Source organism: Amycolatopsis sp. NPDC114505 (assembly GCF_055633615.1).
In genome coordinates this window covers 24,110-37,844 of record NZ_JBVKDV010000006.1, presented here as the reverse complement: position 1 = coordinate 37,844, position 13,735 = coordinate 24,110, and the positions used below count along the sequence as shown (strand labels likewise).

At 71.1% G+C, this 13,735-nt stretch carries 15 protein-coding genes; 4 read left to right on the top strand and 11 right to left on the bottom strand.

What is annotated here, in order from left to right; all coding sequences use genetic code 11:
• Positions 1-136 precede the first annotated feature (136 nt).
• From der to ACZ7OU_RS46635, 4 genes are all read right to left on the bottom strand, one after another.
• Positions 137-1,606, bottom strand: coding sequence for a ribosome biogenesis GTPase Der (gene der / locus ACZ7OU_RS46650; RefSeq protein ID WP_470260197.1), 1,470 nt, complete (start codon positions 1,604-1,606; stop codon positions 137-139).
• 16 nt (positions 1,607-1,622) lie between these two features.
• Positions 1,623-2,291: a lysophospholipid acyltransferase family protein gene (locus tag ACZ7OU_RS46645; protein ID WP_470260196.1), complete on the bottom strand. Its 669-nt coding sequence runs from the start codon at positions 2,289-2,291 to the stop codon at positions 1,623-1,625.
• Complete coding sequence (gene cmk, locus ACZ7OU_RS46640; RefSeq protein ID WP_470243667.1) at positions 2,288-2,992, bottom strand: (d)CMP kinase; 705 nt, start codon at positions 2,990-2,992, stop codon at positions 2,288-2,290. Before cmk ends, ACZ7OU_RS46645 begins: the two co-directional genes overlap by 4 nt.
• A gap of 91 nt (positions 2,993-3,083) precedes the next feature.
• Entirely contained in the window at positions 3,084-3,650 is a 567-nt protein-coding gene (locus ACZ7OU_RS46635) for a TetR/AcrR family transcriptional regulator (RefSeq protein ID WP_470260195.1), read from the bottom strand.
• Between the two features lie 91 nt (positions 3,651-3,741).
• On the opposite strand from ACZ7OU_RS46635, the gene ACZ7OU_RS46630 reads away from it, so the two are divergent.
• Genes ACZ7OU_RS46630 through ACZ7OU_RS46620 form a run of 3 tightly spaced genes read left to right on the top strand, consistent with a single transcriptional unit; the run spans position 3,742 to position 5,831 of the window.
• A complete protein-coding gene (locus ACZ7OU_RS46630; RefSeq protein ID WP_470243618.1) occupies positions 3,742-4,110 on the top strand; it encodes a DUF4267 domain-containing protein in 369 nt (122 codons plus the stop codon).
• A 36-nt stretch (positions 4,111-4,146) separates the two neighbouring features.
• Positions 4,147-4,629, top strand: coding sequence for a cation:proton antiporter regulatory subunit (locus ACZ7OU_RS46625; RefSeq protein ID WP_364464715.1), 483 nt, complete (start codon positions 4,147-4,149; stop codon positions 4,627-4,629).
• 8 nt (positions 4,630-4,637) lie between these two features.
• Positions 4,638-5,831 (top strand): cation:proton antiporter, encoded by a 1,194-nt coding sequence (locus tag ACZ7OU_RS46620; RefSeq protein ID WP_470260194.1) that lies wholly within the window; start codon positions 4,638-4,640, stop codon positions 5,829-5,831.
• A 222-nt stretch (positions 5,832-6,053) separates the two neighbouring features.
• Here the strand turns inward: ACZ7OU_RS46620 and ACZ7OU_RS46615 are convergent, their stop codons facing one another.
• The 7 genes from ACZ7OU_RS46615 to xerD all read right to left on the bottom strand — a co-directional run bounded on the left by ACZ7OU_RS46615 (position 6,054) and on the right by xerD (position 13,112).
• The gene (locus ACZ7OU_RS46615) at positions 6,054-7,895 is read right to left on the bottom strand and encodes a Xaa-Pro dipeptidyl-peptidase (protein WP_470260193.1); all 1,842 of its coding nucleotides are present in this window, start codon (positions 7,893-7,895) and stop codon (positions 6,054-6,056) included.
• Between the two features lie 75 nt (positions 7,896-7,970).
• The gene (locus ACZ7OU_RS46610; RefSeq protein ID WP_470243622.1) at positions 7,971-8,723 is read right to left on the bottom strand and encodes a pseudouridine synthase; all 753 of its coding nucleotides are present in this window, start codon (positions 8,721-8,723) and stop codon (positions 7,971-7,973) included.
• Positions 8,710-9,774 (bottom strand): SMC-Scp complex subunit ScpB, encoded by a 1,065-nt coding sequence (gene scpB, locus ACZ7OU_RS46605; protein WP_470260192.1) that lies wholly within the window; start codon positions 9,772-9,774, stop codon positions 8,710-8,712. Before scpB ends, ACZ7OU_RS46610 begins: the two co-directional genes overlap by 14 nt.
• A complete protein-coding gene (locus ACZ7OU_RS46600; protein WP_470243623.1) occupies positions 9,771-10,685 on the bottom strand; it encodes a segregation and condensation protein A in 915 nt (304 codons plus the stop codon). The genes scpB and ACZ7OU_RS46600 overlap by 4 nt, the downstream gene beginning before the upstream one ends.
• Positions 10,685-11,095 (bottom strand): cobyrinic acid a,c-diamide synthase, encoded by a 411-nt coding sequence (locus ACZ7OU_RS46595; RefSeq protein ID WP_470243624.1) that lies wholly within the window; start codon positions 11,093-11,095, stop codon positions 10,685-10,687. Before ACZ7OU_RS46595 ends, ACZ7OU_RS46600 begins: the two co-directional genes overlap by 1 nt.
• Positions 11,092-12,063, bottom strand: a complete 972-nt coding sequence (locus ACZ7OU_RS46590) for a ParA family protein (RefSeq protein WP_470243625.1) — start codon at positions 12,061-12,063, stop codon at positions 11,092-11,094. Before ACZ7OU_RS46590 ends, ACZ7OU_RS46595 begins: the two co-directional genes overlap by 4 nt.
• 146 nt (positions 12,064-12,209) lie before the next feature.
• Positions 12,210-13,112 carry a site-specific tyrosine recombinase XerD gene (gene xerD / locus ACZ7OU_RS46585; RefSeq protein WP_470260576.1) on the bottom strand — a complete coding sequence of 301 codons (903 nt, stop codon included), beginning with the start codon at positions 13,110-13,112 and terminating at the stop codon, positions 12,210-12,212.
• Between the two features lie 109 nt (positions 13,113-13,221).
• Between xerD and ACZ7OU_RS46580 the strand changes: the two genes are divergently transcribed.
• Entirely contained in the window at positions 13,222-13,728 is a 507-nt protein-coding gene (locus tag ACZ7OU_RS46580; protein WP_470243626.1) for a DUF1707 domain-containing protein, read from the top strand.
• Positions 13,729-13,735 lie beyond the last annotated feature (7 nt).

The window sequence follows — 13,735 nt, the reverse complement described above, 5'->3', positions numbered from 1 at the left end:
CCCACAGGTGAAGGAAAGATATCTCCAAGGTCACGACGGAGTGTCGGACCTCACGAAAAGCCGCCCTGACCAGCGTGATCCACGTCGCACTATGCGGAGCACGCCGGCCCGGGCGTCAGGCTGGGAAGTCAAAAAGTCACCGGGATTTGGCGGGCCTGGCCGCTTTTCCGCCGACCTTCGGTTTCGCGTTCTTTTCGCGGATGCGCACATTCACCCGAACGGGGCTGCCTTCGAAGCCGAACTGCTCGCGGAACTTGCGCTCGATGAACCGGCGGTAGCCCGCCTCGAGGAAACCGGTGGTGAACAGCACCAGCGTCGGCGGCCGGATGCCCGCCTGCGTCGCGAACAGCACCTTCGGCTGCTTGCCGCCGCGGACCGGCGGCGGGGTGGCCGCGATCAGGTCGGACAGCCAGGCGTTGAGCTGGCCGGTCGGCACCCGCTTGTCCCACGACGCGAGCGCCGTCCGCAGCGCCGGCGCGATCTTGCGCACCGAACGCCCGGTCAGCGCCGAGACGTTGACCTTCTCCGCCCACGGCACGCGGACCAGGCCGCGCTCCAGCTCGCGGACCATCGCGTGCCGGCGGTCCTCGTCGACCAGGTCCCACTTGTTGAACACGAGCACGCAGGCGCGCCCGGCCTCGACGACCATGGTCAGCACCCGCAGGTCCTGCTCCGAGATGGGCTCGCCGGCGTCCAGCAGCACGACCGCGACCTCGGCCGCGTCGATCGCGGTCTTGGTGCGCAGCGACGCGTAGTACTCGGCGCCCGCGGCGAAGTTGACGCGCTTGCGCAGGCCCGCCGTGTCGACGAACCGCCAGGTCTCGCCGTCCAGCTCGACCAGCGAGTCGACCGGGTCGACGGTGGTGCCCGCGACCGAGTCGACGACCGAGCGCTGCTCGCCGGACAGCTTGTTCAGCAAGCTCGACTTGCCGACGTTCGGCTTCCCGACCAGTGCGACGCGCCGCGGGCCCGACGTCGGGGCGACGCCCTCGCGCGGCGCCTCGGGCAGGGTCTTGAGGATGGCGTCGAGCAGGTCGCCGGAGCTGCGGCCGTGCAGCGCGCTGACCGGGTGCGGCTCGCCGAGGCCGAGCGACCACAGCGACGCGGTGTCCGCGAGCAGCCGGTCGTCGTCGACCTTGTTCGCCACGAGCAGCACCGGCTTCTTCGAGCGGCGCAGCACCTTGGACGCGGCTTCGTCGGTGGCCGTGGCGCCGACCGAGGCGTCGATCACCAGCAGGACCGCGTCGGCCGTCTGCATGGCGAGCTCGGCCTGCGCGGCGACGGAGGCCTGCAGCCCGGTCGCGTCCGGCTCCCAGCCGCCCGTGTCGACCAGGGTGAACTTGCGCCCGCCCCAGTAGGCGTCGTAGGCGACGCGGTCGCGGGTCACGCCCGGCACGTCCTGCACGACGGCTTCGCGGCGGCCGATGATGCGGTTGACCAGCGTGGACTTGCCCACGTTCGGCCGGCCGACCACGGCGAGCACCGGTTGCGCGAGCGCGGCCTCCTCGGCCGCTTCCGCCGCGTCGATCTGCGCGTCGATCCGGGCGAACTCGGTCTCGTCGGACCAGGTGCCGTCGACTTCGCCGACGCCGTCGTACTCTTCCATCAGAACCCAATTTCCCTTATGGCGTAACGAATCCGTTTTCGGTACGCCAATCGTCCAAAGTCTTGACGAGCGCCGCGAGCTCGCCGCGGAGCTCTTCGGTGCCCTGGTCGAGCCCGGTCTTCCCGGGTCCGACCTTCGGCGTGAACGGCTCCCCCACGAGGATGTCCACGCGTGGCCGCCAGCGCCGCCTGCCGTTCGCCGGCTTGAGCGTGCCCCGCGTCGCGACCGGGAGCACGGTCGCGCCGGAGGCCCGGACCAGCCAGGCCGCGCCGCGTTCGGCCGCGCCGACGTCCCCGGCGCCGCGGGTGCCCTCGGGGAAGATCCCGACGACGCCGCCGCCCTTGAGCACGCCGACCGCGGTCATCAGCGGCTTGCGGTCGATCTCGCCGCGCTTGACCGGGATCTGCCCGATGGCCACCAGGAACTTCCCGGCGAGTCCGCCCAGCAGGTCGAACAGCTCGGCCTTGACCAGGAACGCCGAACGCCGCGGCAGCATTCCGAAGATCAGCTGCGGCTCGATCATCGAACTGTGGTTGGCGATCACCACCACCGGTCCGGTGGCGGGCATCCGCTCGCGGCCGTGCACGCGGATGCGGAAGGCCGAACGCAGATGGTACCGGCCGAAGACTCGCCCGGCTTCGTGGAGCCAGCCGACGGAGCCTTCCGGCAGTCCGTCAGCTCTCATCGAGCGACCTCGGCGTTGCACCCCGCCAGCAGCCCGCGGTGGCTGGCCAGTTCGCTGAGGGCGACGATCACCTGGTCGATCGACAGTTCCGAGGTGTCGACGTGCACGGCGTCGTCGGCCGCGCGCAGCGGTGAGGTCGCGCGGGTCGAGTCGAGGTGGTCGCGGCGCTCGACGCTCGCCAGCGCGTCGGAGACCGACGACTTCCGGCCGGCCGCGGAGTCCTGGGTGCTGCGCCGGGACGCGCGGACGTCGGCCGAAGCGGTCAGGTAGACCTTCAGCGGCGAGTCCGGCGCGACGACGGTGCCGATGTCCCGGCCTTCGACGACGATGCCGCCGCGGTGCTCGACCACGCCGTCGATGATCTGCCGCTGCCGGGCGACCAGCAGCTCCCGCACGTGCGGCACGGCCGAGACGGGCGAGACGGCCTTGGTGACCTCGGGACCGCGGATGTCGGCGGCGACGTCCTCGCCGGCCAGCCGGATCTCGAGCCGGTCCGGGCTGGTGCCGATACCGAAGTCGGTCTTGTCGGCCAGCGCGGCGACGGCGGGTGCGTCGGCCGGGTCGACGCCGGCCCGCAGCACGGCGAGGGTGACCATCCGGTACATCGCACCGGTGTCCAGGTAGCCGGCGCCGAGGCGCTGGGCGAGCTTGCGCGCGACGGTGGTCTTCCCGGTCCCCGACGGGCCGTCCAGCGCGACCACACCACGTAGGGCTCCCGTCACCGGCACTCTCCTCGCGTTCTCGTCTCGTTCGGCTTTGGTGTCTATTCTGCCGGTCGGGGTGCGGAGGAGATCAGTCGGCCCGCGCGCGGAAGCGGCCGACGACCAAGGCGAGGCGCTCGTCACGGTTTTCCGGGGACAGGCGGTGCCCGCGATCCAGGGTGATCAAGCCGTGCAGCGCGCCCCAGAAGACCTCGGTGAGGATCCCGGCCTCCTCGTCCCCCGCCACGGGCTCGACCACGGCGAACAGCCCGGCGAACGCCTCCTGCATCACCGCGGGCGTGTCGTCCTGGGCGAACGGCAGCTCCGAGGCCAGCGTGAACATCGCGTCGTAGAGCGCGGGCTTGACGTCGGCGAACTCGACGTACGCCCGCGCGACCCCCGCGATACCGCCGTCGCGGGCGACGGCCAGCACCGAGGCCAGCTCGGCGAAGCCCTCCAGCGCGGCCGCCGCCATGATCGCGTCCTTGCCGCCCGGGAAATGGCTGTACAGCACGGGCTGGCTGTACTCGATCAGCGCGGCGAGCCGCCGGGTCGTGACGGCGTCCCAGCCCTCCGCCTCGGCCAGCTCCCTGGCCGCGGAGACGATCCGCTGCCCGCGCTCGGTCCGGTCGCGCACACGCCGTTGTCGCTGGGTCATGCCGCTGACACTAGCACTGCTAGACAATCTAGCGCCGCTAGTCTAGCGTTGCTAGTATCGCTAGCAACGCTAGAAGACCGAAGGGAACACCATGCTCATCGCCGGCTACGTCCTCGTCGCGATCGTCTCGCTGGGGATCATCTACGTCGGGCTCAACTACCTCTTCGCACCGGCGAAGATCGCCCCGGGCTTCGGCTTCACCGAAGTCCCCGAAAACGCCGAGGCGTTCCTCAACGTCAAGGGCGGCCGCGACATCGGGGCCGGCCTGGTCCCGCTGACCCTGATGATCTACGGCGACCCGCACGCGCTGGGCTGGGTCATCCTCGTCGCGGCCGTCTGGCCCCTCTTCGACATGCTGATCGTCCTGCGCCACCGCGGGAAGAAGGTCATCGCCTACAGCGTCCACGGCGTCACCGCCCTCGTCATGGTCGTCGCGGCGGCCCTGCTGCTGCTCGGCTGAACGTCGCGAATCGGACACGTGGGTTACGGTGGTTGGGTGAACGTCGAAGTAACTCCCCTGCCCGGCATCGGGGTCCGCAAGGACTTCAGCACCCGTACGGGCCGCCGCATCGGCGTCGTGACCCAGCGGGACGGCCACACCGAGCTCATCGTGTCCAAGGCGGACGACGCCGACGCCTGCGCCGCCTCGATCCCGCTGACCGCGGACGAGGCGGGCACGCTGGCCAACCTGCTCGGCGCGCCGCAGCTGGTCGCCCAGCTCACCGAGGAGCACCGGGACCTCCCGGGGATCAGCACCCGGCAGCTGCCGATCAAGCCGTCCGGCCCGTTCGACGGCCGGACGCTCGGCGACACGGCCATGCGCACGCGCACGGGCGTCTCGGTGGTCGCGGTGGCGCGGGCGGGCCAGGTGCACCCCTCGCCCACGCCCGACTTCACCCTCACCGGCGGCGACCTGCTGGTCGCGGTCGGCACGAGCGAGGGCCTCGAAGCCGCCGCCAAGATCCTGAAGTACGGCTGAGCCGCTCGATGGACCACACCGCGCTGTCCCTGATCGAACTGGGGGCGGTCTTCTTCGTGCTGGGCGCGCTCGGGCGCCTGGCCGGCAAGATCGGCCTCTCCCCCATCCCGCTCTACCTGCTCGGCGGCCTCTGCTTCGGCTCCGGCGGGCTGATCCCGCTTACCGACATCGGCGGCTTCACGCACCTGGCCAGCGAGATCGGCGTCGTGCTGCTGCTCCTGCTGCTGGGCCTCGAATACTCCGCGGCCGAGCTGTTCACCGGGCTGCGCCGCTCGTGGACGGCGGGCCTGCTCGACATCGTCCTCAACGCCGCCCCCGGCGCGGCGGTCGCGCTGCTGCTGGGCTGGGGCCCGGTCGGCGCGATGGTGATGGCGGGCGTCACGTACATCTCGTCGTCCGGGATCGTCGCGAAGGTCCTCGGCGACCTCGGCCGGCTCGGCAACCGCGAGACGCCGGTGGTGCTGTCGATCCTCGTGTTCGAGGACCTCGTGATGGCGCTCTACCTGCCGATCCTCACGGCGGTGCTGGGCGGCGTCAGCTTCCTCGGCGGCCTGGAAGCCGTCGGGATCTCGCTCATGGTGATCACCGTGGTGCTGGTGATCGCGCTGAAGTTCGGCCGGTACGTCTCGGCCGCGGTCGACAGCCCGGACCGCGAGGTGTTCCTGCTCAAGGTCCTCGGCGCGGCGCTGCTGGTGGCGGGGATCGCGTCGGCGATGCAGGTGTCGGCCGCGGTCGGCGCGTTCCTGCTCGGCATCGCGATCTCGGGCTCGACGGCGGAGAACGCGACGCACCTGCTCGAGCCCCTGCGAGACCTGTTCGCGGCGGTGTTCTTCGTGGTGTTCGGGCTCAACACGAACCCGGCGTCGATCCCGCCGGTGCTCGGCTGGGCGGTCGTGCTGGCGGTGGTGACGACGCTGACGAAGGTCGGCACCGGCTGGTGGGCGGCGCGCCGGCAGGGCATCGGGAAGATGGGCCGCGCCCGCGCCGGAGCGGCGCTGGTGGCCCGGGGTGAGTTCTCGATCGTCATCGCGGGCCTGGCGGTGACGGCCGGCGCGGTCGACGGCGAACTGGCGGCGCTGGCAACGGCGTACGTGCTGCTGATGGCGATCCTCGGCCCGACGGCGGCCCGCGTGGTGGAGCCGATCGCCCGTGCGCTACAACGGAAAACGGCCACGAAGACCGCACCGGCCGAGGCGAACTGACGCGATGACCGTCACCACCGCCCTGGCCGGCCACGGCGGCCCCGCGCTGCCGGGCTGAGTCAGCGAAGAGTTCGCGCACGGCAACTGCCCTCGGCCGACGGCGCCGTGCACCGCGATGTGCTGCGGCTGCTCGACATCCCGGCGGCCGGCCGGGATGGGCCTGGACACCGTCCGGGCCCATCCCGCCACCGGCCGCGTCGACGTCCTCTCCCGCGAGTACGACTAGCGCAGGTCCGCCCGACCCCGGGACGGCACGAACTCGCCGCCGCCCGCGGCCGGGTGGGTCGTCACCTTCGGCGGGATGCCCACCAGCGGGACCGACGCCGACGTGCGCCCCAGGTCCAGCGTCACCCGGCCCGGCTGGGCCGGCCCGCGGATGAAACTGCCGTCCGTGCCACCGATGATCAACGCCAGCGCGTGGCCCTTCGGCACGATGTGGTCGGTCGACGCCAGCCGGAACGTCATCGTGTACGCCGTCCCGGGCGTCAGGACTCGTTCCTGCGAAAGCGAAGCGTAGTTCGCCAGGTCCGCCCAGCCGCGGCTCAGGATCGTGTAGTTCACCTTCTTCACGTCCGCCGTGGCGATCTTGTAGCAAGCGTCGTCGCCCGTGGTGGACGAGCCCCAGCAGTTCTCCGTCGTCCCCGTCTTGATCCCCTCGCCGCTGCCTGCGAAGTTGCGGATCGTCGCCGGGCCGAGGTCCACCAGCAGCGCCGAAAGCCGGGCCGACGCCGTGCTCGGGGTCGCCGTCACGGTCACCGACGTCGTCCCCGAAACCTGCAGGTCCGACGCCAGCGTCCCGGTCGAGTAGGTCAGCGCCGCGCTGCCCGGGTTCGTCACCCAGGTGTCCTCGCCGAGGTTCGGGTTGTCCGTGAACGACGCCGTCCCCGCCGCCGTCGCGGTCCCGAGCGAGCCGCCCGGGTGCGGCCGCAACGTCGTCGCCACCGCGTTCGCCGCCGGGTAGGCGCTCTGGTCGACCCACTGGTCCGGCTGCCGCTCGACGCTCGCCTGCGGCCCGTTCTGGACGCCGTTGTCGACGCCCAGCAGGTACTGGTCGAACCACCGGTGCAGCATGTCGACCCAGCCGTCGCGCCGGTAGTCGAACGGGTCGACGTGCCCGGTCTGCGACAGCCAGATCTTCTTCTCGACGTTCAGCCCGCTCCACCACTGTCCGAAGTGGATCGTCTTGACGTTCAGGTCGTTGACGCCGTGGGAAAGCAGCACGCTCGCCCGCACGTTGCCCGCGTGGGTGACGTAGTCCCGGTCCGCCCACAGCGGCCCGTAGTCGCCGTTGGCCGTGGCACCCTGCGTCAGGACCTGGTTCTGCGCCGAGCAGTTCTGGCCGCTGTTGCGGGCCTCGACGGTCTGCGCGAGCCCCGCCGGGTTGAAGCCGAAGGTCGCGCCGTCGGAGCGGTAGTAGTCGTACCAGGAGCTGATCGCCGAGATCGGCACGATCGTCTTCAGGCCGGCGACACCGGTCGCCGCGACGCCGTTGGCGATCGTGCCGTCGTAGGACTTGCCGATCATCCCGACGTTCCCGGTGCTCCAGCCCGCGGTCACCGCGCTGCCGCCGGTCTTCGCGCTGTACCCGGTCACGCGCCCGTTCAGCCAGTCGACGACCTTGCGCGCCGAGTCGACGTCCGAGGTGCCGCCGACGTCCGCGCAGCCGGCCGAGCGGTTCGTCCCGGCCAGGTCGACGAGCACCACGGCGTACCCGCGCGGCACGAAGTAGTTGTCGTAGAACAGCGGGAACTTCACCGGTTTCCCGGCGCTGTCGTAGGACTTGAGCTCGCTCTCGTTGCCGCGCCCGCAGCACGAGTAGTACGGGCTGGCGTCCATGATCACCGGAACGGGTGACGTCGCCTCACTCGGCCGCACGATGTCGGCGGCGACGCGGTCGGGCTTGCCGTCACCGTCGCCGTCGTGGCCGATGTCGACCCAGACGGTCTCGCGGATCGCCTTCGTGTAGTCGTAGACCGGTTCACTCGCCCGGGGCGCCGCGTGCGCCACCCCGGGGAGGAACGTCGTGAAGAGGATGAGCGCGAGCAGTGCCAGACCGGATCGCATGGCTCCACGCTGGCAGTGGCGGCGCACTCGCGCCACGGCGGAAAGTCGGGACTGTGACCACCCCCGAAAAGCGGGTCAGAGCTCGACGGCACGGTAGAGCGAGCCGACCTCGCCCTTGGTCAGCCGCCGGATCGAGCCGACGCGCTGGTTGCCGAGCTGGACGTCGCCGATCGCGGTCCGGACCAGCTTGAGCACCGGGTGCCCGGTGTCCTTGAGCAGGCGGCGCACGATGTGCTTCTTGCCCTCGTGGATGACCAGCTCCACCAGCGACTTGCCGGAGTGCATGTCCTTGACCCGGAACTGGTCGACCTTGATGATGCCGTCCGGCAGCTCCCAGCCGTTGCGGAGCTCCTTGCCGAGCCCGCGCGGCACGAGGCCGTCGACCTCGGCCAGGTAGGTCTTGAGCACCTGGTAGGACGGGTGCATCAGCCGGTGCCCGAGGTCACCGTCGTTGGTCAGCAGCAGCAGGCCCTCGGTGTTCTCGTCGAGCCGGCCGACGTGCACGACGCCGGGGGTCTCCTCGTAGCGGCCCATCAGGTACTCGCCGACGCACGGGCGGCCGCGGTCGTCCGACATCGTCGAGTGCACGCCCTTGGGCTTGTTCAGGGCGAGGTAGATCAGGTCGTCGCGCAGGTTCACGCGGGTGCCGTCGACGTGGATGATGGCCTCGTCCGGGTGCACCCGGCGGCCCAGCTCGGTGACGACCTGGCCGTCCACCTCGACCCGGCCGGCGGCGATCAGGTCTTCCGCCGCCCGCCGGGAGGCGACCCCGGCCTGCGACAGCACCTTCTGCAGCCGGATGCCGTCGGGGTGTTCACTGGATGTCATCGATGGTGTCCACTTCGGGTAGCAACGGAGCGATGGCAGGCAGGTCGTTCAGTGACGACAGCCCCAGTCGCTCCAGGAACAGCTCGGTCGTCACGTACAGCGTGCCGGTCGTCTCGGGGTCGGTCCCCATCTCTTCGATGAGGCCGCGCGCGAGCAGCGTCCGGATCACGCCGTCCACGTTCACGCCGCGCACCGCGGCGACCCTGGAACGGGTCACCGGTTGCCGGTACGCGATCACGGCGAGGCTCTCCAGCGCGGCCCGGGTCAGCTTCGACCGCTGGCCGTCCAGCAGGAGCTTCTCCACGAACGGGGCATAGACGTCTCTAGTGTAGAACCGCCACCCATCACCGACGCGCCGCAGGTCGATCCCGGAGGCCCGGTCGGTGAACTTCTGCGCCATGGTCCGCAGCGCGACGACGATCCGGGCCTTGGGTTGGCCGACGGTTTCGGCGAGCGATTCCTCACTGGCGGGCGAGTCGACGACGAGGAGGAGAGCTTCGAGGGCGGCTTCGAGGGTCTCGTCGGAGGTGACGTCAGGGAGGGCGTCGACGTCACCGGCGGCGACGAGGTCGGACTCGGGAGCTTCGGGATCGAGGTCGGCCGGCTCGTCGCCGGCATCGGCGGCCGGGCCTTCCTCGGCGGCGGCTTCGGCCGGCTCGGCATCAGCCTCGGACTCGGTGACGGCCTCAGTCGGCTCGGCAACAGGCTCGGCGGCAGCCTCGGGCTCGGCAGCGCCTGCAGCAAGCTCGGCAGCGGCGGCGGGCTCGGGCTCCGCAGCGGCATCAGCCTCGGGCTCCGCGGCAGCGGCCTCGGCCGGCTCGTCCGCCGCGGCAACCTCCTCGACCGGAGCTTCTTCGGGCGCGACTTCGGCCGCCTCGGCAGCAGGCTCCTCGGCAGCAGGCTCCGCAACCAGCGGCTCCACCGGCTCGCCATCGTCCGTCACCGGCTCGCCGGAGAGCGCCTCGTCGAGCGCCAGCTCCACCGCGCCCTCGACCTCGCCCGCCGGGGGCACCGCCGGCGCCTCGGCCCGCTCGTTGTCTTCGGGGCTCACCCGTACTCCTCTTCGTCTCCGGCGGACCGGTCCAGCTCGGCCGCCGCGGAGGCCTCGACCATCGAGCCGCCCGTCCAGCGGACGTGCAGCTCGGCCAGTGCCTCCGTCTGCTCGAACTGGACCGTCGCCTCGCGGTAGAGCTCCAGCAGGGCCAGGAAGCGCGCCACGATCTCGACCGTGTGCTCGCAGTCGTCGACCAGCTCGCCGAACGTCGCCTCGCCCGCCGCGGCCAGTTTGATCCGCAGCAGTGCCGCGTGCTCGCGGACCGACACGCGGCCCATGTGGATGTGGGCGATCGACACCGTCGGCGGCGGCTTCGGCCGGAACACCGCCACCGCGATGTCCGCGAACTTCGCCGGGGTCACGCCCAGCATCACCTCGGGCAGCAGCCCGATGAACCGCTCCTCCAGCGCCACCGATCGCGGGTACCGCCGCAGCGCGTTCTGCTCCAGCTCACCGAACAGCGCCGCCACCTGCTTGTACGCGCGGTACTGCAGGATCCGCGCGAACAGCAGGTCACGGGCTTCGAGCAGGGCGAGGTCGTCCTCGTTCTCCACCTCGGCCGACGGCAGCAGCCGCGCCGCCTTCAAGTCCAGGAGCGTCGCCGCGATGACCAGGAACTCCGTGGTCTCGTCGAGGTTCCACTCGGTGCCCAGCGCGCGCGTGTACGCGATGAAGTCGTCGGTGACCCGGTGCAGCGCCACCTCGGTGACGTCGAGCTGGTGCTGCGAAATCAGCTGCAGCAGCAGGTCGAACGGCCCCTCGAAGTTGGCCAGCCGCACCTTGAACTTCGACGTGCTCAGCTCTTCGGTGTTGACGCCTTCGGGGATCATCCCGCCGTGCACCGTCTGGTGCTCTTCGGGGACCTGTTCCTCCGGAGCCGATGCCGGGGCCGGTTCCGGCTCGTCCATCAGCCCTCGGTTTCGCCGCCGTCTGAGCCGACCACCCGCAGCCGCTGCACCAGCACCGACTCCTCGCCGTTCAGGTCGAAGTCGGCCAGCAGCACGGCGACCGCCTCACGGACCAGCCGGCCGCGGTCGACGACCAGGTCGTGCTTCGCGCGCAACGTCAGCCGGGCCTGCTCCATGGCGACGAGCTCGTCGCCGGAGACGTACACGGTGATCTTCGCGTCGTGCTTGGTCCGGCCGGAGCCGTGCGGGGCCACGCCGCGGGCGAGCTGTTCCGACCGGCCGTTGCCCGAGGGCTTCGGCTCGACGGGCTCGACGGGCGCGGGCGGCGCCTGGGGCGGGCGGTCGAGCTGGGGACTGGAGGTGAGGCGGAAGAGTTCCGACGCTCCGGGCAGGGAGGCGCGCCTGCTCACCGAGCGATCACCTCGCGGGCCAGCTGACGGTACGCCGCCGCGCCGGCGGACTTGGGCGCCCAGGTCGTGATCGGCTCACCCGCGACCGTCGTCTCGGGGAACCGCACCGTGCGGTTGATGACCGTGTCGAACACGGTCTCGCCGAATGCCTCCACCACGCGAGCCATGACCTCCTTCGAGTGCAGGGTTCTCGGGTCGTACATGGTGGCGAGAATCCCGACTATGTCCAGTTTGGGGTTGAGACGTTCCTGCACCTTCTCGATCGTGTCGATCAGGAGCGCGACGCCTCGCAGACTGAAGAACTCGCACTCGAGCGGGATGATCACGCCGTCCGCGGCGGTCAGCGCGTTCACCGTGAGCAAGCCGAGTGAGGGCTGGCAGTCGACAAGAACATAGTCGTAGTCGTTCATGACCGGACGAAGGACCCGTAACAACGTGTGCTCGCGCCCTACCTCAGCGACGAGCTGGACCTCCGCCGCGGACAGGTCGATGTTGCTCGGCAGCAGGTCAACGCCGTCGACGCGGGTTTTCATCAGCACGTCGGTGGCACTGACCGACCGCTCCATGATGGCGTTGTAGACCGTCTGGTCCAGTTCGTGCGGCTGGATGCCGAGACCGACGGCGAGCGCGCCCTGCGGGTCGAAGTCGACGAGCAGCACCTTGCGGCCGTACTCGGCGAGGGCGGCACCCAGGTTGATGGTCGACGTCGTCTTGCCGACGCCGCCCTTCTGGTTGCACATGGCCATGATCTTGGCCGGGCCGTGGCGGTCCAGTGGCGCCGGATCGGCGTGCTCGCGGATCGGGCGGCCGGTCGGCCCGATGCCCTCGAGCTTGACCTTCTTGCCGTTGCGCTCCTGCGGTTCGTCGCCGTCGTGGACCGCCGGGGTCGCGATCTTGACGTCGTTGAGGTTCGCCGCCGCCGACCCGGCGGACTCGGCCGGGTGGGCCGGCTGGTTCGGTGTCGACATGGCGGGAAAGCTCCTTGTTCGTCGCGTCCGCCGCAGCCTATGCGCGGAGTCGGAGCCCCGGCAAAGCAACGCGCCGGACTCGACGGGGCAATGTCACTCGACCGTCAGTCCAGCGTACGAAGGCTGTAGGCGCCCCGTTCGGCCGTCTAGCCCAGTGCCCGGGGGTGCGCCGTCGCGTACACCTCGCGCAGGGTGTTGACCGTGACCAGCGTGTACACCTGGGTCGTCGTCACCGAGGCGTGGCCGAGCAGTTCCTGCACCACCCGGACGTCCGCGCCGCCTTCGAGCAGGTGCGTGGCGAAGGAGTGGCGGAGCGTGTGCGGCGAGACGACGGCGGTGATCCCCGCCCGTTCGGCGGTGTCCTTGAGGACCTGCCACGCGCTCTGGCGCGAAAGCCTGCTGCCGCGGGCGTTGAGGAACAGCGCGGCGGTGCCGCGGCCGTGGGCGGCGAGCGCGGGCCGGGCGCGGACGGTGTAGGCGTGCAGCGCGGCGAGCGCGGGCCGCCCGATCGGGACGATCCGCTGCTTGCCGCCCTTGCCGTCGAGCAGGACGGTGCGTTCGACGTCGTCGACGTCGTCGACGTCCAGCCCGACCGCCTCGGAGATCCGGGCGCCGGTCGAGTAGAGCACCTCCAGCAGGGCCCGGTCGCGCAGCGGGCGTTCGCCGTCCGGCGGCGGGGTCTCGAGCAGCCGCAGGACGTCGTCGACCGGCAACGCCTTGGGCAGCCGCTTCGCCGGGGTCGGCGGCCGGACCTCGCGGGCCGGGTTGTGCTCGGTGAGCCCCTCGGCGTTGGCGAACTTGTGCAAGCCCCGCACGGCGACCAGCGCCCGCGCGGCCGACGACGCGGCGAGCGGCCGGTGCTCGTCGTCGCCTTCCCGGAGAGCGGCGCCGAAGGACGTGACGTGCGCGGAGACGACGTCGGCGATCTTGCCGATGCCCGCGAGGTCCAGGTGCGCGGCGTACCGGCGCAGGTCACGGGCGTAGCTGTCCAGGGTGTTGCGCGCGGTCCCGCGCTCGACGACCAGGTGGTCGAGGTACGCGGCGATCACGTCGGCCGTGCTGTGCGGGCTGGAGGCCACGCGGGACACCTTAGGCCGCCCGGGGTCCGTGACCCGGCAGAAACCCCGTTCTCAGCCGGACGCGGTTACCTTGGATTCCATGGAGTCGGACGAGCTCCGCATCGGCACGGCCGAGCGGGAGGAAGCGGCGAGACTGCTCGCCGACCACTTCGGCATGGGCCGCATCACGCCCGACGAGTACGAGACCCGCGTGACGGACGCGTACGCGGCGGCGACGGTGGGCAACCTGCGGCCGCTGTTCCGCGACCTGCCGCAGCCGCACCCGGGGTTCTTCGGGCCACCGCAGGCGCCGATGCCGCTGTACGCGCCCCCGACGACCCCGCAGCCGATGCCGTATCCGCAGCCCATGCCGTACGCGCAGCCGGTGCCGTACTCCTACCGGTCGAAGACGGTGGCCGGCGTGCTGCAGATCGTGCTGCCGTTCGGCGTGGGGCGGTTCTACACCGGCCAGGTCGGGCTCGGCCTGCTGCAGCTGTTCGTCTGCCTGATCACGTTCGGCGTCGGCGCGATCTGGCCGTTGGTCGACGGCATCCTGCTGCTCGCCAACGGCGGCCTGGACGCCGAAGGCCGCCCGCTGCGCCCCTGAACCGAGG

Coding starts and splice junctions, on each gene's coding strand:
- der (WP_470260197.1), bottom strand. CDS start 1,606: ATGGAAGAGTACGACGGCGTCGGCGAAGTCGACGGCACCTGGTCCGAC.
- ACZ7OU_RS46645 (WP_470260196.1), bottom strand. CDS start 2,291: ATGAGAGCTGACGGACTGCCGGAAGGCTCCGTCGGCTGGCTCCACGAA.
- ACZ7OU_RS46635 (WP_470260195.1), bottom strand. CDS start 3,650: ATGACCCAGCGACAACGGCGTGTGCGCGACCGGACCGAGCGCGGGCAG.
- ACZ7OU_RS46630 (WP_470243618.1), top strand. CDS start 3,742: ATGCTCATCGCCGGCTACGTCCTCGTCGCGATCGTCTCGCTGGGGATC.
- ACZ7OU_RS46620 (WP_470260194.1), top strand. CDS start 4,638: ATGGACCACACCGCGCTGTCCCTGATCGAACTGGGGGCGGTCTTCTTC.
- ACZ7OU_RS46615 (WP_470260193.1), bottom strand. CDS start 7,895: ATGCGATCCGGTCTGGCACTGCTCGCGCTCATCCTCTTCACGACGTTC.
- ACZ7OU_RS46610 (WP_470243622.1), bottom strand. CDS start 8,723: ATGACATCCAGTGAACACCCCGACGGCATCCGGCTGCAGAAGGTGCTG.
- ACZ7OU_RS46600 (WP_470243623.1), bottom strand. CDS start 10,685: ATGGACGAGCCGGAACCGGCCCCGGCATCGGCTCCGGAGGAACAGGTC.
- ACZ7OU_RS46590 (WP_470243625.1), bottom strand. CDS start 12,063: ATGTCGACACCGAACCAGCCGGCCCACCCGGCCGAGTCCGCCGGGTCG.
- ACZ7OU_RS46580 (WP_470243626.1), top strand. CDS start 13,222: ATGGAGTCGGACGAGCTCCGCATCGGCACGGCCGAGCGGGAGGAAGCG.